17 protein-coding genes and 1 pseudogene are annotated in these 18,091 nt (G+C 49.8%); 13 read left to right on the top strand and 5 right to left on the bottom strand.

Annotation, left to right across the window (positions count from 1 at the left end):
* The first annotated feature begins 2 nt into the window (after nucleotides 1–2).
* From traQ to dqlB, 12 genes are all read left to right on the top strand, one after another.
* Nucleotides 3–533 (top strand): conjugal transfer protein TraQ, encoded by a 531-nt coding sequence (gene traQ / locus ACERJC_RS24575; RefSeq protein WP_004187478.1) that lies wholly within the window; start codon nucleotides 3–5, stop codon nucleotides 531–533.
* 16 nt (nucleotides 534–549) lie between these two features.
* The gene (locus tag ACERJC_RS24580) at nucleotides 550–939 is read left to right on the top strand and encodes a DUF6750 family protein (protein ID WP_004187479.1); all 390 of its coding nucleotides are present in this window, start codon (nucleotides 550–552) and stop codon (nucleotides 937–939) included.
* Nucleotides 940–984: 45 nt separating this feature from the next.
* Entirely contained in the window at nucleotides 985–1,479 is a 495-nt protein-coding gene (locus tag ACERJC_RS24585) for a hypothetical protein (RefSeq protein WP_004187480.1), read from the top strand.
* Complete coding sequence (locus ACERJC_RS24590) at nucleotides 1,476–4,526, top strand: putative type IV secretion/conjugal transfer ATPase (RefSeq protein WP_004187482.1); 3,051 nt, start codon at nucleotides 1,476–1,478, stop codon at nucleotides 4,524–4,526. The genes ACERJC_RS24585 and ACERJC_RS24590 overlap by 4 nt, the downstream gene beginning before the upstream one ends.
* Nucleotides 4,523–5,731, top strand: a complete 1,209-nt coding sequence (gene traW, locus ACERJC_RS24595; RefSeq protein WP_011091082.1) for a conjugal transfer protein TraW — start codon at nucleotides 4,523–4,525, stop codon at nucleotides 5,729–5,731. Before ACERJC_RS24590 ends, traW begins: the two co-directional genes overlap by 4 nt.
* Nucleotides 5,728–6,324 carry a hypothetical protein gene (locus tag ACERJC_RS24600; RefSeq protein ID WP_015060003.1) on the top strand — a complete coding sequence of 199 codons (597 nt, stop codon included), beginning with the start codon at nucleotides 5,728–5,730 and terminating at the stop codon, nucleotides 6,322–6,324. The genes traW and ACERJC_RS24600 overlap by 4 nt, the downstream gene beginning before the upstream one ends.
* On the top strand, nucleotides 6,317–8,512 hold the full coding sequence (locus ACERJC_RS24605) for a DotA/TraY family protein (protein WP_015062834.1): 2,196 nt from the start codon (nucleotides 6,317–6,319) through the stop codon (nucleotides 8,510–8,512). The genes ACERJC_RS24600 and ACERJC_RS24605 overlap by 8 nt, the downstream gene beginning before the upstream one ends.
* A gap of 1 nt (nucleotide 8,513) precedes the next feature.
* A complete protein-coding gene (locus ACERJC_RS24610) occupies nucleotides 8,514–9,167 on the top strand; it encodes a hypothetical protein (RefSeq protein WP_015060005.1) in 654 nt (217 codons plus the stop codon).
* A gap of 80 nt (nucleotides 9,168–9,247) precedes the next feature.
* On the top strand, nucleotides 9,248–9,478 hold the full coding sequence (repC, locus tag ACERJC_RS24615; RefSeq protein ID WP_011091085.1) for an IncL/M type plasmid replication protein RepC: 231 nt from the start codon (nucleotides 9,248–9,250) through the stop codon (nucleotides 9,476–9,478).
* Nucleotides 9,479–9,726: 248 nt separating this feature from the next.
* Nucleotides 9,727–9,777, top strand: coding sequence for an IncL/M-type plasmid replication leader peptide RepB (gene repB / locus ACERJC_RS24620; RefSeq protein WP_011154478.1), 51 nt, complete (start codon nucleotides 9,727–9,729; stop codon nucleotides 9,775–9,777).
* Nucleotides 9,774–10,829: a plasmid replication initiator RepA gene (repA, locus tag ACERJC_RS24625; protein ID WP_015060006.1), complete on the top strand. Its 1,056-nt coding sequence runs from the start codon at nucleotides 9,774–9,776 to the stop codon at nucleotides 10,827–10,829. Before repB ends, repA begins: the two co-directional genes overlap by 4 nt.
* 1,222 nt (nucleotides 10,830–12,051) lie before the next feature.
* Complete coding sequence (dqlB, locus tag ACERJC_RS24630) at nucleotides 12,052–12,147, top strand: DinQ-like type I toxin DqlB (protein WP_004206884.1); 96 nt, start codon at nucleotides 12,052–12,054, stop codon at nucleotides 12,145–12,147.
* Nucleotides 12,148–12,197: 50 nt separating this feature from the next.
* Here the strand turns inward: dqlB and ACERJC_RS24635 are convergent, their stop codons facing one another.
* The 5 genes from ACERJC_RS24635 to ACERJC_RS24655 all read right to left on the bottom strand — a co-directional run bounded on the left by ACERJC_RS24635 (nucleotide 12,198) and on the right by ACERJC_RS24655 (nucleotide 17,416).
* Nucleotides 12,198–14,285: a P-loop NTPase family protein gene (locus ACERJC_RS24635; protein WP_004206885.1), complete on the bottom strand. Its 2,088-nt coding sequence runs from the start codon at nucleotides 14,283–14,285 to the stop codon at nucleotides 12,198–12,200.
* Nucleotides 14,286–14,297: 12 nt separating this feature from the next.
* Complete coding sequence (locus ACERJC_RS24640; RefSeq protein ID WP_004206886.1) at nucleotides 14,298–15,248, bottom strand: DsbC family protein; 951 nt, start codon at nucleotides 15,246–15,248, stop codon at nucleotides 14,298–14,300.
* A gap of 10 nt (nucleotides 15,249–15,258) precedes the next feature.
* The gene (locus ACERJC_RS24645) at nucleotides 15,259–16,566 is read right to left on the bottom strand and encodes a secretion/conjugation apparatus DotM-related subunit (RefSeq protein ID WP_015059988.1); all 1,308 of its coding nucleotides are present in this window, start codon (nucleotides 16,564–16,566) and stop codon (nucleotides 15,259–15,261) included.
* Nucleotides 16,566–16,961, bottom strand: a complete 396-nt coding sequence (locus tag ACERJC_RS24650; RefSeq protein WP_004187436.1) for a lytic transglycosylase domain-containing protein — start codon at nucleotides 16,959–16,961, stop codon at nucleotides 16,566–16,568. The genes ACERJC_RS24645 and ACERJC_RS24650 overlap by 1 nt, the downstream gene beginning before the upstream one ends.
* 104 nt (nucleotides 16,962–17,065) lie before the next feature.
* Nucleotides 17,066–17,416: a DUF1496 domain-containing protein gene (locus ACERJC_RS24655; protein WP_124065455.1), complete on the bottom strand. Its 351-nt coding sequence runs from the start codon at nucleotides 17,414–17,416 to the stop codon at nucleotides 17,066–17,068.
* A gap of 112 nt (nucleotides 17,417–17,528) precedes the next feature.
* Here ACERJC_RS24655 and ACERJC_RS24660 point away from each other — a divergent pair.
* A pseudogene (locus tag ACERJC_RS24660) lies at nucleotides 17,529–17,963 on the top strand (CPBP family intramembrane glutamic endopeptidase); the annotation flags it as partial.
* Between the last annotated feature and the right edge of the window lie 128 nt (nucleotides 17,964–18,091).

Consider the following 18,091-nt stretch of genomic DNA (forward strand, 5'->3'; position numbering starts at 1 on the left):
CTATGGATTTAGAATCGGTATTAATTCAGGTTGCTAACGGTGGTCAGGAACCGCTGACAAGGCTAATCATAGGTGTCGCTGCAATCGTTGGGATCATTGGTGTTATTGGATATCTGATGAGCCTGCGGAAGCAGGCCAGGCATTCTACCAAAGGTGTTGAAGTTGGCAGAATTTTTGCCGGGATCATCTTCTGTGTATGCCTCATCACGCTGAAAGCACAGATGAACTCAGGCGGTGCCACTTTAGGATTTGGCGATGTCAGTTTCGGACCCGTCAGTTATGCGAGCGAATCTACGTTTGGCATGGGAGCCGCAGCAGTCAACGCAGTGCTGGGGATTGTTAGAATTCTCGGTGCATACTTTTTTTACAGGGGTATTAAGGGGTTGAAAGACTCTTACCTTGAGGGCCATACGGAGCTGTCAGCTTCGGGCACGAGAGGGGCATCCATTGTGAAAATTGTATGTGGACTACTTCTGATGTTCGATACACAAACGCTCGATGCGTTGCAGAGCACATTAAACATTCACTGGTAATCAAAAAGGATACTTTATGAAAATTGTTAAATTTATCAAAGACAAGGCGTTATCTGCATCCATCGCAGCGTATCAGCTGCGCGGAACGGTAGCAAAATCGTTAGTGGTATTGCCGCTGGCATTGCTGAGCAAAGAGGCTGCAGCTGAAACGACTATCTGGGAAAAGATCAATACCTTCACGGAAGGTATGGCCAGTACCCAGCCTGGTCTGATTACCGCTGGTAAAGTGGTTGGTGTTGTCTGCTTCATCGTAGGTCTTGTTGCTCTGTGGCTCAAAAACAAACGCGGGAAAGATATCAGTGGCGGCTTCATCTTCTGGTCAATGGTTGTTGGAGCCTGTCTGGTCGGCCTGACCGCATGGATCTCTTCTGTTGGTTCAACTGTTGGTGTTGACGCAACCCTGTAATGTCCTTTCGGCCCCGCCTTGCGGGGCCAATACCGGAGTTCCCCCATGAAAGATTTTAAGCTCACCAGGAATGAACAACCTGCCAGATGCCATGTGTGCGGGATAAAGAGCAAAGATGTTTTCTCCCTCGCAGAAGATGGACAGAAAGAGAGAATGCTTTGCTCTGTATGCCTGTCGCTCGAACACCCGGAGAAAATGAAACTAGAGACTCAAACCGGACTTCTGCTGAAGAGAAATACAAACCGAAAACTCTACAGCCTGTTGTTTCGTTCAATTGCAAAGGCGGAAAAGTCAACGGACGATTCTTACCGTGAAAAGGCACAGAAACTTAAACAGATATTGCTCAGTACAACTGACGTAGTTCTAAACGAAACCGGCAGTGATGATGGATACGATTTACTGCACCTGATAAAAAAACACCATCAGTTACTTCCCATGAATTTTGACGATGAGTTTGTCACTTCTGTCGCAGAGTCAGACGAATTGCCGGATGTAAGTGACTGGAATGAAATTTACAAGGGTAAGAGAGGTTTTAAATGATTTCTTTCTTTGAGGATGTGATCGAAGGTATCTCACGCAATCTTACGTCAAATGACTCGTTAAAATACTGTGATTTGACAACGGTTGTAGGGCTTACGTCGCAGGATCGCGTTGAGCATCCTGAAATCAGGGCTCCGTACATACTGACCACGAAGAACAACGATTTTCTTACCGTTATTGAGATTCAGGGCGCTAAATCATCGTTTGACGAGAAGTCGTTTAATGACTTCATCATGCACCTTTCAAACTCGTTGTCGAATTCCTTTATTAACAGTGGCCATAAGCTGTCTGTGGTGTTTGAGCGCGACTTTACCAAGAACCAGGAAGAGCTGAATAATGTTTATAAACCGCAGGTAGCAGCAATAGAGCGCCTGCAGATAGACATTAAAGACCTGATCGCCGATGACGCAAAAAAAATCGCTGCCCATTACAGCCGTGAACGCGCTTACATCGTGCTGTATACCTCGAAGGGGATGATTGCGAAGGATGAACTTAAAAACGAGCAGGCAAAAGCTGCCGGCGTTATGAAGGATATCCCGCAGACTCGCTTCAGTCAGAACCCAATCGAATTTCAGCTTGAAGGTTTGAAGATCACGCATGACGCGATGCTTTGGCGGCTGATTGGTATGCTTCAGGGGGATGATGAGTCGGGGATGGGGCTTCTGGTTGATGTCCTCGATGTCAAACACGCCGGCGCAATGATGCGTCAGATGCTGTTCCGGAACTCAACATCAGAAAACTGGTACCCTCGCACGCCGTTTGACCAAAATCTGCGAGTCTATGGCGCTCCACGGAAAGGCAATATCGACTCAGTGCTGCCGCCGCGGCTGAATATCCAGATCATGGAAGGGGAACTGGAAGAAGATGGTGGCCTGATTTACTGCGATGGCAAGTATTACGGTTCTGTTGCCCTTGAGTTGCCACCACTTCACCCTGTCAAATTTAAGCAGTTATTCAACGCGATTAACCGGAAAATCCCGTACCGGATAAAATATGACTTTATGGGCGGGGGCAAAAAAGCATTGTTCTGGCCATCAGTGATCGTCTCTTTCCTTCGTTTCATTCCCTCACTCGGTACTATCGCGCGTGATATGGATTATGTCGGGGCCCAGAGCGAAACCGATCCAACGGCTATCATGGCCATCAACTTTGCCACCTGGGGTGACACTAAGGATGAAGCCAAACGCAACCTGGCGGCTTTAACTAAGGCGATTGAAGGCTGGGGTGTATCAGGTGTGTCCAAGACATATGGCAATCCAGGTAGCGCACTGATTGCATCCGTTCCGGGGCTGACGACGGCCACACCTGGCTCATTGCATTATCCGCCGTTGAGTGAAGGCTTGCGGATGTTACCTTTTGAACGTCCGGCCAGTCCCTGGCATGGTAAAGGCAATATCAACTTCATCACGCTCGATGGCAAGCTGTTCCCCTATCAAATCGCCAGTCCCCTGCAGGAGAAATTTACCGATGTCATCACCGGTGTTCCAGGTTCCGGTAAAAGCGTGCTGGCCAACCGCCTTAACCTGAGTTCGATTTACCGGGCTGATAAAAAACTGCCTTATCTGACTATCATTGATAAGGGCTACAGTGCAAAAGGTATCGCCGATCTGATTAGCGCTGAGCTGCCGTCAGAGAAACGTCACCAGATTGCCAGTATCACCCTGAACAATGACGAATCGCACTGTATTAACATCTGCGATACGCAGTTAGGTTCAAGGTATCTGACGCAGTTTGAGGAAGTATTCTTAAAGCAGATGCTTAACGCATTCTGTATTGATCCGGCAATTGGCCAGCCGCCAGATGCAATGAGCGTTGGCCAAATCGTCAGTAAGGTTGTATCAAACGTATACAAAGCAAAAGCGCATTCAAGTGCTAACTTGTTTAAGTATAACGACCCGGTGATTAATGAAGCTCTGAAAGAATCAGGTCTGGATAAAGAGCTCGGTGAAGACTGGTTTGAAAGAGCTACATGGTGGGAAGTCGTTGATAAGCTGTTTGCCAAAAAATATCTTCATGCTGCGACGGTTGCTCAGCGTTATGCTGTGCCAACTATTCACGATTTTATTGCTGAACTACAAACTGAATCATTTAAAAACCAATACGCTGACGTAAAAGTTAATGGGAGTGAGCCTGTAGTAGGCTTCGTTGCACGTTGTTTCCAGGCTGCAGCAGCTGAGTATGCCATTTTCTCTGGGATCACGGTTTATGATTTCAGCCCGGAGACTCGCATTGCGATCCTGGATATGCAAAACGTCCTCGGTGACAGAACGACACCTGCAGGTAAGCTCAAGTCCGGCATTATGTATCTTTTTGCGCGCCAGATGGCTGTGCGTAACTACTACCTGCCTCAGTCCGCAGAAACCTTCATTCCTGCTTTACCGGAGCAGTACAGGGCATATCACCAGGCGCGCATCAGGGAGCTTTCAGAAGAAGTTAAACATACCTTTTATGATGAGTGTCATAACTTTGCCGGCATCGACTTTATCCAAAATGCGCTGAATACCGCTGACCTTGAAGATCGTAAATTCAACGTCCGTACTGCGTTCTCGTCTCAGTATCTGAGCCATATGCCTTCGAGTGTGCTTAAAACCATGAACAGCCTGTTTATGATGCGCCTGACGGAAGGGGATGAAGAGTATCTGAAGCAATTAGAGATCAACATCCCGGCCGATATCCTGCGTCGTTTCAGACAGCTTCCGCAAGGGGTTTATCCGGACGGAAGTGGTACTGCATTCCTCGGTATTTTTAAAACAAAACGTGGTCTTATTTGCCACATTCTGAAAAACACATTAGGTCCAAAACTGCTTTGGGCTTTGAACTCATCTGCAAAAGACAGAGCGCTCAGAGATGTGCTTTATGAAGAGCTTGGAACGAAAAAAGCAAGGGAAGAATTAGCAAATAGATTCCCTATGGGAAGTGCATCAAGTATCATTGATGAAATGGTGGTCAATCAGGGTGGTGAGCGTGATTCTGAAGAAGAATCACAAACTATGGCGATGAAGCTCGCTAAAGAAATCATTTCTGATGTGAGAAGGGGATTCAGATGATAAAAATCGGAAAAGCAAAACGGTCAGTGATGGCCGTTTCAATTCTGGCCTTCAGCGTACAGTCAGCATTTGCCTATACGGTCAACGTTAACAGCAGCATTCCCATCTCAACGCAGGTTATGCCGGCGTTGAGCACAGCTAATGGCCTGTTAGGTAATATCCAGGCCACGCTGATTAACATTGGTACGGCAATCAGCCAGCAGGGCGATCGCCAGGCAGCATTAATGCAGCAGGTGGCTGAAACTAACCGACAGTTCGAAGTCGAGCAAAAACGTAATGACCGGCTGCTGCAGGCACAGGATAAGTACCGTGTTCCGGATGATATATGTGCGCAGTCTATTGGCGGTGGCGCCGCGGGGGTATCCTCTGCGGCCGCTGGCGGTCAGCGAACGCTGGGAAGCGCCAGTTCTGCGAAAGATGTTAAGGCTATTTTTGAAGTGCCGGCACGCGCAACCGACGTGGATGCATCTTCAACGGCCGAAGTTCACAGCCAGTACTGCGACAGTTCGGATTATGCTGCATTTGGCGGGACTTCATTCTGCCCAAGTGTATCTGACATGCCGCGGGCAGATACGTCGCTGAGCTCGTTGCTTTATGGCGCCGGCAAAGAAGGCAAGGCACCTGATCTGACGTTTACAGATGAGCAGACAGATGCGGCGCTGCGCTATATGAAAAATACCGCGTTGCGCAGTGCTGGTCGTCAGCTGAGTCGTGGGGAAGTTAAAGGCGCCAGCGGGCGAATTTACCTGGGCATGATTCAGCAATACCAGGCGCTCACCGACGCGGCCGCACAACCTCAGATGGAAATGATCGCCAACTCTAAACCGAACCCGGCCACTGATGCCGCGCTTGCAGATGCGCGCAAAGTGCCGGAAGTCGAATCCTATTTCCAGGCGACGGCCAGTAACAGGGCGAAACAGCTTAACCGTATGTCTGCCAGAGAGTTTGAGGAATTCGAAGTAGGTCGCCGTTACAGCAACCCTGCTTACCAGGCGACGTTGACCAACAAGAACACCGAAGATTTGATGCGTGAGCAAATCAATATCGCCAATCTGAACAACTGGTTAGTGTTGAAAACCAAACAGCAGCTGGAGAAACAAAATGTGCTGCTTGGCCAGATCCTGGCGAACGACGCATATCAAACATACAAACCGATGCTGGCAGCACAGCTGGAGAGTGTGAACGCGGGAGTATCCAGAAAATGACAGACGAAAATAAAACAGGGGAAGAAGTTACAAAATCCCCCGGCCGCATGAAAAAAGCGGTTTATCATATTACCGGAATTAGTGATATTCAGTTTATGTGGAAATCACTAAGGGAATCTATCAGCCTGCTCAATGAGCGGGCTTCTTTCGTTAAGAAGCAAATCAAAAATTTGGAAGCTCCGGACGAAAAATCAGCTTCGAATCAGTCGTTTGAGGATGTTGTTAAAAAGAGTTCTATCCCCTTAGAACAGCATCTAGCTAAAGCCGGTAAGTATAAAAAATATTGGTTATGTTGCTTCTTTATAGCTGTTTTTGTTGCCCTGTTTTTAATCGCTGGCTGTGTAAAATTGATTGTTAATACTGAATACAATGTAAGCCTTCTGAAGGTGACATTAACACTTGGTTTAATGTTTGCTGTTTGTATCTACTCGTTCGTAAAAGCAATGACTTATGAATTTTTAGGTTGGCAATTACGCAATGAGGCCCATTCTGAAGAAGAATTCGGTACATTGAGACATTTTATTAACGATAACGGTGTGCGCAATACATTTAATTTTGAACAAGCTGGCCAGATTCGGGGGGCGCATGAATAAGTCAAGAAACTCATTGGTCGCATTGTTGCCGCTATCGCTTTTCATTACCCCGGCATATTCTGCAGATCTGGGAATTGATAGTATTACAGAGGCTGCTAAACGGTCTGGTGATTTGTCACGTCAGATGCTGCATACCGTTTTTGGTGAAGTGGTAAATAATCCTTTCAGTCCGTCAGGTGATGGGTTGTTAAATAACGTATTTTTCACAGTGAATGAGGTTATCGCCATATTAGCGCTGATTTATATGGCGATAATCAGTATTAAAAAACTACATCAGGCAGGGCAACTTGGGAAGTTTATAGAGGGTGATGGGAATAATGCCTTCAATTTTGTTAAAACAACATTCGGCTGGCTCCTTTTGGTTCCAACTGTTGTTGGATGGTCCGTTGCACAACTGCTCTTCCTGTGGTGTGGGTCAATCATAGGTGTAGGTTCTGCCAATGTTATTGCAGATAAAACAGCGTCGGAACTAGCGAGTGGCAAAGCTGTTTATATAACGCCAGTTATGCCAGAAATGGCTTCTGTGGCTAAAGGAATGTTCGAAATGAACTTGTGCGCTCTTGGTGTCAATCAAGGGTTAGCTCAGATGGAGGCTTCAGGCCAACATTATGAAAGTAATAGCCAGATGAAGTTTAATACTGGTGATTCTAGTTACTCAATTTCAGTTGACAATGGTTCTGCTGTTTGTGGGACTGTTAAATTACCACAAAAACCTACAGGTTGGACTTCGGTATTCTCCAGTGGTTACGCTGATTCTGTTTATGCAGTTCAACAGCAGGCTACAGACTCGCTTTGGAGTAAGATGAAGAATACAGCAGAGCAATTTAACTCTGCTTATATGTCTAAAATGCGTTCCGGAGATGGGCAGCTGCCTGACGTTGAAACTGCAATTCAGACAGCAGCAAGAGATTACCAACAACAAGTACAGCAAGCTGCAGACAATGCTGCCGGAAGCAATGATATGCTCCAGAAAATGGAGTCGGATATAAAGGAAAAAGGCTGGCTATATCTTGGTATTTATTATCATACCCTGGCAACTGCTAACACTGAGCTGAAGGACGTTGCTAATCTGAAACCTATTGTATCAGGGATAAGTGGTGATGGTGATGTAGGTTCTACGGACTATTATAAAGGTCTGTTCCAGGCATATCATTCACAACTGAAAAACAGTACCTACACTCCCCCTTTAGGTACTGCTGATAATGCTTTAGCTCAGAACATTGACAATAAAGGCATCGAAGAAGCGGCAAAAAGTGGTGATGCAGATTCGTTGATTACCAAAATTTTCAACTTTAATGTTACTTCATGGCTTGCCACTAGAAACTACGGCACTGGCGATGGATACAGCGATGTAACGAATCCCTTGTTGAAAATGAAAGCCATTGGTGATTACACGATGTTTACTGCTGAGAGTGGTCTAGCTGCTTGGGGAGCTGTTAATGTCGCAATGAGTGTTGCAGATGGTAATAACGCTGCTGGAATGGGGGCGGGATTACTTAATTTCTTCACTTCAGGTAAGGATATTATTAAGGGTGTAATTAAAACTGCGGCTCCGATCGTATACATGATTTTAGTCGCTCTGTTCTGTATAGGGTTAACGCTTTCAATTTGGCTTCCATTTGTGCCATTTATCTATTGGTTTGTCGCAATGGCGGATTGGTTAGTTACTTTGCTGACTGGTATCGTTGCATCTTCATTGTGGGCCGCTACCCATATTAACATTGGCCAAACTAATGAGGACCGGTCAACGTATGGATATATTTTCCTGATAGATGTGATGATTCGACCACTGTTGATGGTAATGGGGTTCATTTTTGCATCATTGGCCATTGTGGCTCTTGGCACCGCGCTTAACTATATTTTCAAAACAGCAATGGAAAATGTACAGGCAGATTCAACAACTGGCCTTTGGTCAATGATAGGTATCCTTTTTGTCTATGCAAGGATGTGTACAGGTATGGTCGCTAGGGTATTTGCATTACCTGCAAGGATGCCTAACTACGTCATCAGCTGGATTGGTAACAAGCATAACGATTCAATTCTTGGTGATATGCAGAATCATGTTCACGACCTGTTTGCTGCATTTGGTCGTGGAGCTAAAAATACAGGTGGACGTCCTTCTGGGCCGAAGAACTTCAACCCAACCAATACGGTTGATAAAGACAAAGATGGTATAGCGGGGGCGTGATATGAAAGGATATTCGTATACTGTTGTCGATAACAACATGGCTAAATCAAAAGGTGTTGGCTACTATCTGTCACGCCTGTCTGTAGCCATAAGTATAGTTATTTTAACAATAAGTCTTCCGTTGACTGTATATTCTGGCTTTCTTACTTTAGGTGGAAGCCTGGCATTGGCGTGGTTTGTTGCTCTACTTGTTTTCGATGCCATGCTGATCACATATGTTGTACGCCAGGTAAAAAGTAAGGGAGTCAAAAAGGTCGTTGCAGGCATGAGAGTTTATGGATGCTTTAATCCATCGGCTAAAGAGGAACAATACATGCCGGCTCAGAAAACATATTTTGGTATAGATATGGACTCCGGTGTTGTTGGTATTGCTGCCCTTTATGCTGTACAGGCCTCTATTAAGCAAAAGAGAATTTTGTTTGAGGCCGAGACAATTGAGTCTTGGGAGTATACTGATAGTAAACTTGTCGTAAATATTCGGAACCGACATGTGCCTACTGTTGAAATAATCTTGCTCAATGCCGGCCTAGCATATCGCCAGCTGGAAATGTTAACCAGGATGCATGAGCAACATAAAAAATACAGGGGTGAAAAATATCTCCAGTGGCGAAAGACTATGCTTGATGAAGGTTGGATGCTACCACGAACGTATTGATGTTTACTTCCAAACCGCCTGAAAAGGCGGTTTTTTCATGTATACTCAGGTGGTTATAGTCGTATGCTGTGGGAGGAAGAGTGAACAGAGTTACTGAGCGCCAGGAACAGAAGAGTAACCCGGAGTTCCAGAGAGAGTACCGGAACCGTATCCGGGAAACACACGACCAGTTAAACCTTTATCTCCCCAAAGATGCAAAAAGAATGTTGATAGAGATCACAAAAGTTAAAAAACTCACTCAGGCTGAAGTCATTGAATTTCTTGTCAAAAGCTATTACGACGGATTGAAATTTGACGATTCTGAAGAGTGATCTTACTATGTAAAAGCGGGTTCGCAGGTATTGCCCCGCTTAGAAACGCATGATATGTTAAGCGGCGTTTACATAACCTTACGGGGTTATTACTGAATTTAGCACGGGAAGAGCGGCCCGGAGATGTACCGCTTAGGAGTGGCAGGAGCCACAAAAAGTAAAACCCCCTGATCCCTGTTGGAAACTTTGGCCGGTCTCTCAGGAATCAGGGGGTGCAAACTGCCCACTGGCAGAAAGGATTATAGCAAATGCGTAACCTATTGCAATACAGCCCGGCCAATATGTGCAGGGGCTGGTGAATCAAAAGAATCCATACCTACAGCTTTCTGACATTGAGTCAGTAGAAGGTCTTTCGCCGGAGTTCATCTCCTGGCTTGAAAGCCAGTCCCCTAAAGAATCGCCCCTGCAGCTGCTTCTCGATGAAGGCACCAAGCCCGTGCGCAAAACCCGCCGTCGTCGCGGTACGCACTCAACGGCGTGTCTCTGCCCGGAGCCCAGCTGGTACCGACCGGACAATTTCAAAAAGCTCCCTGGCCAGCTTGGCCATGCCTACAACCGCCTTGTTCGCCGCGATCGCAAAACGGGCGCGTTAAGTCTGCGTATGCGGATCAGCCGCCACCCGTACTTCGTGCAGCTGCGCGAGCAGGCTGGCCGGAAGCGCGACTTCCGCCCGGAGCGGGAGAAATTACTCGATGCGATTGTGCCGCTCCTGGTCAGCACCGTTGACCGGGCTACCCATATCGACACTATCAACCTCAGTAAAATGGCGTGGCAGCTCAGCGAAAAGGACAGCGAAGGGAACGTGATCCGGAAAGTGACGGTACCGCGGGTTTGCCGGCTGCTGCAGCACATGATGGAATTCGGGTTACTGGCGCTGCCTGAAGGCGTCACATGGGACCCGTTTAACCGCAAGTGGTTCCCCAAGCATGTCGTGCTGACGGAACGCCTCTGGAAGATGATCGGTGTTGATCTCGATAAGCTGTATGCGGAGCAGGCCGAACAGGTGGCCGCTGAAGCTGCAGGCTGGATAACCCGTGATGAACATGGCCAGGCGGAAGAAATCTCTGTTAAAGCCGCGCGCCGGCGCTGGTATGAAAAAATGATGCACGCCACGCTGGTTCGCCGGCGTGAAGCCGCCCTGAAGGGTAAGCGCGAGAAGAAGCTGAAAGCGCTGGCAGAACAGCCCTATGACGACCGGGCTTACGCCATGTCCGTTCATCTGATACGGACGCTGCCGAAAGACGAACTGCACGCGCTGTCGCCTGAGCAGTTTACCCAGCGAGTACGCAGCCACCTGTATCAGCTCGATCTGGGGCTGGAGAGGGAATCCGGTCCCCCTGATTATCACTGATTTTCTCCCCCTGTAATTCTCTTACCGCCGCCTGGCGGTTTTCGTGCTCGCCAGCCGGCGCGACCTGCTCAAATTTCCTCCAGTTTTAACGTGTGGCCATCGTGATTTTTTGACGTTCTGGCGCCGCCGGTGGATAACCGGCAGCGAGATCACCACTATCCACAGTTATCCGCAAAGGAGGAAATAAAGTCACCTGCAATCGTGGTCAAAGCAAGCTGCAATACACTCTTAACTTCTTTAAAAAGATGTTTATTCAATAAAGAGATCACTGTTATTCAGGCTCAATTTTCTGTGGATTATGGGAATATGCCTGGCCTTTCAGCGCCGCTACGCGGCACGACGGCCAGAATGGTCGCTATGCTCCCAGGTTAGCACCCGGCAAATGCCGGGCAGGGTGGCCAGCAGAAACCACCACTGTAGATTTTTCTTTGCCCCACCGTGCTTTTCCCCGCCGAGCCAACGGCTCGGCAGAAAAAAGCATGATGGATGATGTAACTAAGAACACCCCCGTAAGACGGAAGGGCTGCGACCCGCACCCCTGACGTCAACGCTACTACCCACGCGCCCGGTGCGCCGCTAACGTCACACCGCCCGCTCGCAGTAGCCAGGGGGTAATGTGGCCACAGCGTCACCTGCAGGGCAGTCAGGCAGGAAAATCATCTGCTATGGCGTGCAATGCCTTTCAGGCAATCAACGCCAGTGTCTGCTGTCAGTTTTAAAATTAACAGGGAAAAGAGGATCGATTTAGCCGCGGTTATCCACGTCAGCCGCTCGCAGGCGCGTTAAAAAGGGTGAAGGCAGGGGAATGTTGCTCTTTTTGCAGTGAAGGCCACAGAGAGCGTTTCAGGCGCTTATTTGAGGAAATGCGATTTCTGCCAGGGTGGAGGCACAAAAAAACCCGACTGGTGAGATCGGGTTTTCATGTTTTGCCCCGGATGGAGGCGGGAACACCTAAACAATTGACGGTTAAATATTACGCCATGAGTGCAGTAAATGCAAACCACCGGGAATAGGGTATACTGCGCGGGTCAATCTGTTGACGTTCTTCTCCAGCCCCCGCTTACGCGGCGTGAACGGTTTAAAGCCCTGGTTGAAAAACAGGTGGTGCTGTTTCAATGCCCTGGCTGGAGTGGGAACATCTAAACAATTGACGTGAGGTAGCCGCTGTGACAGGCAATGTAAGGGCGATCAGCGGTGTTCCTGCTCTGTATGGAGCAAACGGATGATTAACTTGTTAATCGTCGTTCTGCGGGCAGTTGTTGCAGTGTCTAACGCTGTGATAGCGGTCCTGGAGCTGATCCGGCAGTATTTTGACTGACCGGAAACGTAACTAAAGGCGGGGGGACCACTCCCCGCCTTTTAACAGGGTTACATCTCGATCATCGGGAACAGATCGTCTTCCTGGTGGTAAAGCACGTCGTCCGTTTCCGTTCCATCAAGCCATTCAGCGAACAGTTCAAACAGGCACACCGACATTTCCTCCGGTGAAATTGCGCCACACTGCAGCTCGTAGAAGACCTCAATTTTTTCCAGCAGGCTGTTGGCCGCTTTGTCGTAGCCGAACAGCTTGATCGGCGGGAATCGCATTGCATCCGGGTTGGTTTCCGCCAGTTCATCATCCTTGCGTTCCGGATAAATGCTGTACAGCGTTGCCGGCGATGGCGGCAATACCTCGATAAAGCGGTTTATCCGCATCGGCAGTTCGCTGGAAAACTTCTCATTGTCCGGAATGTAAAACGCGGCGCTGCGTACCAGGGCATCCTGGAAAGAAATTACCCCCTGACCTTCGGTCTGCTTACGTAGCTCACGAATGTTCACGCGGTCCTTTTCACGGATTTGGTACAGATCCCCTTCCCGGACCGTTTTGGAAAACGTGCCGTGTTCGGCTTCCTGCCCGGAGAGCTCAGAATAATAATCCTGGCCGACGGTTTCGCGCAGTATTTCAAAGGTTTTCCGGTCTTCAATCGACTCAAAATATTTCACGCGGGTGTTGGCGATCAGCGAATCCACCTCGCCGTTCGCGCCGCGGGCGAGCGACGGGTGATCCTGGGAGGAAAATACGCCCATTTTTTCCAGTGAACGCATCTGCGCACTCAGCGTATCCATACCGCTGGTGAAATACTGGCCCAGCTCGTCATAAATCAGCCCGTATGGCGCCTGATTATTCAGCGCGTGAGTGAGCAGGACTTCCTCTTTTTTCCCTTCCAGCTGGTAGCCCAGGTCCTTACTGATGGTCATTCGCTGCAGCGTCACATATAAACGGCCAAGCGTGGCCGCTTCACCGCGTGACAGCTCCAGCGACGGGATCATGACGATGAGAATGCGGTCATTGTGGAAAATATCGTCCATCCGGATATCGCCGCTGTCTTCCGGAAAAACATGGCCATAAGTTTCATTGAACAGGGAGAGCGTCTTCAGGAACTGACGGCTCATGTAGTTATGCTGTTCGAAGGCGCGGGCTTCCCACGTTTCCGGGTATTCCGCGTTGGCCAGCAGGAAGCCTGGTGTATTTTCCAGATAACTTTCCAGCGCGGCGTAACCCTCGCTGTGCCAGCCGTTTTTCTTTGCCTCCACGTACAGCGCGGCCATTGCCGGCAGCGACATGTTTTTCTGAATAGTGCGCTGTGACAAAAGCAGTTCGCCGCGGGCGCGCTTATAACACAGGGCATTGATCAGCGCCGACATCATGGCTTTTGCCGTATCCTGCCACTGTGCCGAATCCCCGCCCACCTGGGGGAGCATGGATTCCATCAACTGGATGATGAAGGTCGGCGGGGCAACGCTGAAGAGGTTGACTGAGTTGGATTGCGCGGGGATGCTTTCCTGCTTCACCAGGTTCACGAACCTGTCAATACTGCCGGTCAGCAGGTTGAGAACGTAATAATCATCCTCACGGCCGAAACGGCGCGCCAGCGACCAGGTGGCGAAGGCCAGCTTGTTATCTGCTTTACCGTCTGAGAGGCAGTAGCCACGGCACCACAGCAGGAAGTTAACGATAAACCCATAGAAGGTTTCGGTTTTACCCGACCCGGTGGTACCAAAAAATACCATGTGGCGCAGCAGGTCCGTCATGTTCAGCCACAGCTCGCGGCCGAACAGGCGTCCCCGCTCATACCCGACATATAAAATTCCCTTCGCTTTCTTTCGCTCCCGGACCTTATGCGGGATGCGAATGGGCCCCAGACGGTATTCCGCCTGGGTTTCCGTGGTCAGGGTGTCGTCGAACATTTCGCAGTCTTTCGGCATTCGCAGCGGTGGCCGGAATTTACGATCCGTGAATGCCACCATCAGCGGCGGAAGGATGAGGATGCTCAGCAGCATGGTAAAGGGGAGAAACAGACCCAGCACGGTCAGTATGGCCAGCAGGCCAAACTGTACGTTCGGAGTGAGGAACCACTCCATGAACGAACCATCCGGGCGGAGGACTTTTTTACTGTCTACAGATTCCTGTTGCATAGCGGCTCCGGGTTATTCTCCTATTGCCTGCTGCAGGCGGGCATCGTCTTTGACGACGGAAACCGGGATCACATCACCCGAATCGGCAACGATGGACGGGGTACCGATAAACCCGAATTTCGCAAATGCCATATTGTTCGCGTCAACCAGGCGGGCGCCGGTGGTATCCGGGGCTGTTTTCGGATCGTCAATTTTCGGGTTCATGGTGGTGTATCCCATGTTAATCGTGTCTTCCCAGCTTTTCAGTCGGGTATCTTTCCCGGTATCGAGTACAGGAGCGGCGCGGACCATCGAGCGCAGGTCGCCATAAACGGACACGGGGAAAATCTCGACGTTATAGCGTTTGCTCAGTTCCTGCAGTCGGGGTTCCAGCGCGCGGCAGTGCGGGCACATCGGATCGGAAAACACATACAGGGTGTGTTTATGCCCGGTTGAAAGCGAGATTGTAAAGCGTCCGCTGGTGACGGCATCTTTCAGTGACAGCAAGTCGTTATCAGCCAGTTTTTTAGGGGCTTCAGGTGCTGCCTGAACCTGCAGCTGCTCCGGCGCAGTGGCAGGCTGCTGCAGACCCGGCGCGGGAGCATACGAGTTTGCCTGCAGTGGCTGTGCCGGCTGATGCATATTCATCAACGCGCCGTTGATGGAGACGATAAAGCCCAGCGCGGCGACTGGCCAGAAGATAAAGTTAGACAGCCGGCGCACGGCATTGAGTCCGCGCTGCTGTTTCAGCTTTTTACGGATATTGTTCAGCGCCTCGATGGCCTGATATTCGTTTTCAAAGCGGAACAGCTGCACCGCTTCACCAGAAAACGTATTGTGCGTCAGGATGTGGCCGCTGCCGGCATCATGGCCAAGTCCAAAATGACAGGCTGACAGGGGGAAGGAGTGCAGGGCTTGTTCCTGGTAGTTTCCGTCAGCGGAAAGATAAAGTGTGTTGCGATCGGTTTTTACGGTGAGTTTCATACTTCCTCGCTTAGAGTTCCAGGTGATCGGGTCGGGTTGCCGGCTGAGGTTTAGCCGGCGTCGGTTCATCGTCTGTCAGTCGCAGACTGTTGTTCGGGGTGTCGTGCGGAGCTGCAGGCGGCGTAGCCGGCTCGTCTTCCGCTTCAGCGTCAGATTCAAATGCAAATGGCGGTATAACGTCTTCCTGCCAGTGAGCGACCGGAATGGCGGGATCGCGGCGGTCAATATGGCGGTAATGGAGCAGATCCAGCTCAAGGCCCAGCACGGCCGCCCGCACGGTCGGCGGGAATTTCGCCGCCTTTTCTTCATCGAGCGTCAGCCGGTAACTTTCGCACTGACTCCAGGCAATAACACCACCTCCCTCAATGAAGAACTTCCCGCGGCCGGCGCTTGAAAGTGCATACCATAACGTGCGGTCCACACCTTTAAGCCACCGGAAATTAGCGGATGGCAGCTGCAGGTCATCATCGAACAGCGCGTAGAGTAGCGAACGGGAGCTGCGGCGCCCCTTTGCAAATTCTCGGAACGCTTCACACTGGCTGGCGACGGTCCAGAACCCGGCGGCCAGCGAATAATCAGGGAAACCGTCTTTAGTCCGCAGGCAGGAACGGTTGAGATCGTCGAGAATGGATTTAGCCGTTGGCCGGTCGCCCATAAACCGCAGATGTACAAACGAGGCTGCGAGCGCTTTTTCCCAGGGCGCCAGGGAAAGGGCCGCCCCTTCGGGGGCCAGGTTTACCTGTGACAGGAAGACTTTATGTGCGGCTTTTTTACGGAGGCGGCGCTTAGCGGTATCAATCAGGTTATGTTCCTGGGCAAACTCAACGGGTGACTGCGCGCTGCGTGCTTCTTCCGGATCTTCATTCAGCAGCAGCTGATCGAGGTGGCCAAACCGGGCGAGGATATGAGCTATCCCCGGATAGTTTTTTACCATCACCCAGGGAAGGTTCCGGATGGTCAGTTTACGGGTCAGACGGTAGTAAGGATTGCGCGAGATAACCCAGACGAACAACCCGATGATTAAAATGAACAGGGGAAAGAGCACGCTGGCCGTGTCGTTCATCACGCTGATAAAGTCCCACAGCGAAACCTGGTGGTTATACCGCGCCGCCGACAGCAGCATGTCCCGGCGCTCGGCCGCATTACCCGGCGTAATGGCGTCCGGCAGTACACCGTAGATCCAGTAAAGCAGGCGACAGACTCCGTAAATCACATAATCACGAAAGCCAAACCACATCACTGTGATCATGATGAGAAGGGCCCCGATAATCATCAGGCCATCATCCCCTCCCCCTTTCCGTTGTGGCTGGTTTTGCATCAGAACCTCAGAGAATTTTGGTAAACCTTCCCGATATACCAGGCCTTACGCGCCGGCGTGTTGGAGTGATAGCGGCCGACACCCTGCCAGAAATCCCCCCCTTCGAGAATGATGTTGTATTTGAGGATGTAGGCACTGGCCATTGCAGAGGCGCAGAAGTCATGCTGCAGCTGCTCCGCTTTCACGCCAAAATCGGACGCCAGCTTATTCGCCCAGATGGTGTTTATCTGGAATGCGCCGTAATCGTAAGTGCCGTTTTTGTTTTTATTTTTCATTCCCGGTTTTCCGCCTTCAGTCAGCCACAAGGCGAGGAATCCACGGAGAGGAATGTGATAAATCTGTGCTGCTTCAACCATGCAAGTTGGCAGCGGGATTGAGGGCGGGGCATCAACCATAACAATCTCCTAATGATTTCTATTTCGAGTAAAAAATATACCATCAAAAGGAGATTTTTTTAAATCATTTTGGTGCGGATAATTGAGAGGCTGTCAAAGGGATTTTATTTGCCTTCGACAGAGACAATATTGCCCTCGTTCACATTTTCCCATGTCGGGATTTCGCCACTCAGCGTGCAGCGGAGTGTTTCTTTTCCGACGGTAAGTGGTGCGCCACTGCTGTAGTAATGACTTTCATACAGGCAAGAGGTTTTCTTTTGTTCCGGGGTCAGTGTAATACCGGCATCCTGATCCTTTGCCAGCAGTTGTACAAGATGTTGGTTTGTCTGTACCTGCTCACCCAGAATGCTGCTCAGTAAAGAATCGGTTTTCGGCGCGGATACGCTCTGAGCAAAGGCACTGCAACTGATTACGGATGCAGCCAGAATAAGAGCAATCTTCGTGTTGAATTTCATTTCACTTTCTCCATTAAAAAAATCGGCAATCATTTTCTGTATCATTTAAATTAGGTCTGAAAACCGGCCTGAGTGTCAAGCCGATTCTGTTTAAAAATTAACAGGGGATAAAATGATTCAGTCACGTAATAAATATCTGCAGTTTATGCTGGTTCTGCTGGCAGCCTGGGCCATAGCCTGGGGGGCCATGTTTGTCATGGGGCAGGCTGTTCTGCTCTATGGGCTGGGGAAAAATACGCTGTTCTTCAGTCATGGTGCTGTACTGGTGTACCTCCTGTGTGTTTTCCTGGTATACCGCCGCTGGGTTGCTCCGCTACCGGTCGTTGGCCAGCTGAGCAACGTTGGCGCACTGTGGCTGGTTGGCGCGATGGCCGTGGTGTATGTCGGTGAATTTCTGCTGGGTAAAGTGCTGGACCTGCCCGCTGAGCCATTTATGACGAAACTTTTTGCCGATAAGTCCATACCCGATGTGATCCTGACGTTGCTGGCCGTCTTTATCCTTGCCCCGCTGAATGAGGAAATCCTGTTCCGTGGTGTCATGCTGAACGCTGAAGGATCCCCTCATAAATCAGCCATAGCATAGCCATATTTGAGCAACTGATTGGCGAATAATACCCAGGCCGCCAGCAATTCTTTCTCCGTGATTTGATAATCAGGCCGCCTGAGTACCTCCAA

The sequence above is a fragment of the Citrobacter telavivensis genome, from assembly GCF_041807075.1.
Classification (GTDB): Bacteria; Pseudomonadota; Gammaproteobacteria; order Enterobacterales; family Enterobacteriaceae; genus Citrobacter_A; species Citrobacter_A telavivensis.

Bases quoted from the DNA above. Each gene is read 5' to 3' on its own strand.
- traQ (WP_004187478.1), top strand. From the start codon at position 3: ATGGATTTAGAATCGGTATTAATTCAGGTTGCTAACGGTGGTCAGGAA.
- ACERJC_RS24580 (WP_004187479.1), top strand. From the start codon at position 550: ATGAAAATTGTTAAATTTATCAAAGACAAGGCGTTATCTGCATCCATC.
- ACERJC_RS24585 (WP_004187480.1), top strand. From the start codon at position 985: ATGAAAGATTTTAAGCTCACCAGGAATGAACAACCTGCCAGATGCCAT.
- ACERJC_RS24590 (WP_004187482.1), top strand. From the start codon at position 1,476: ATGATTTCTTTCTTTGAGGATGTGATCGAAGGTATCTCACGCAATCTT.
- traW (WP_011091082.1), top strand. From the start codon at position 4,523: ATGATAAAAATCGGAAAAGCAAAACGGTCAGTGATGGCCGTTTCAATT.
- ACERJC_RS24600 (WP_015060003.1), top strand. From the start codon at position 5,728: ATGACAGACGAAAATAAAACAGGGGAAGAAGTTACAAAATCCCCCGGC.
- ACERJC_RS24605 (WP_015062834.1), top strand. From the start codon at position 6,317: ATGAATAAGTCAAGAAACTCATTGGTCGCATTGTTGCCGCTATCGCTT.
- ACERJC_RS24610 (WP_015060005.1), top strand. From the start codon at position 8,514: ATGAAAGGATATTCGTATACTGTTGTCGATAACAACATGGCTAAATCA.
- dqlB (WP_004206884.1), top strand. From the start codon at position 12,052: ATGATTAACTTGTTAATCGTCGTTCTGCGGGCAGTTGTTGCAGTGTCT.
- ACERJC_RS24635 (WP_004206885.1), bottom strand. From the start codon at position 14,285: ATGCAACAGGAATCTGTAGACAGTAAAAAAGTCCTCCGCCCGGATGGT.
- ACERJC_RS24640 (WP_004206886.1), bottom strand. From the start codon at position 15,248: ATGAAACTCACCGTAAAAACCGATCGCAACACACTTTATCTTTCCGCT.
- ACERJC_RS24645 (WP_015059988.1), bottom strand. From the start codon at position 16,566: ATGCAAAACCAGCCACAACGGAAAGGGGGAGGGGATGATGGCCTGATG.
- ACERJC_RS24650 (WP_004187436.1), bottom strand. From the start codon at position 16,961: ATGGTTGATGCCCCGCCCTCAATCCCGCTGCCAACTTGCATGGTTGAA.
- ACERJC_RS24655 (WP_124065455.1), bottom strand. From the start codon at position 17,416: ATGAAATTCAACACGAAGATTGCTCTTATTCTGGCTGCATCCGTAATC.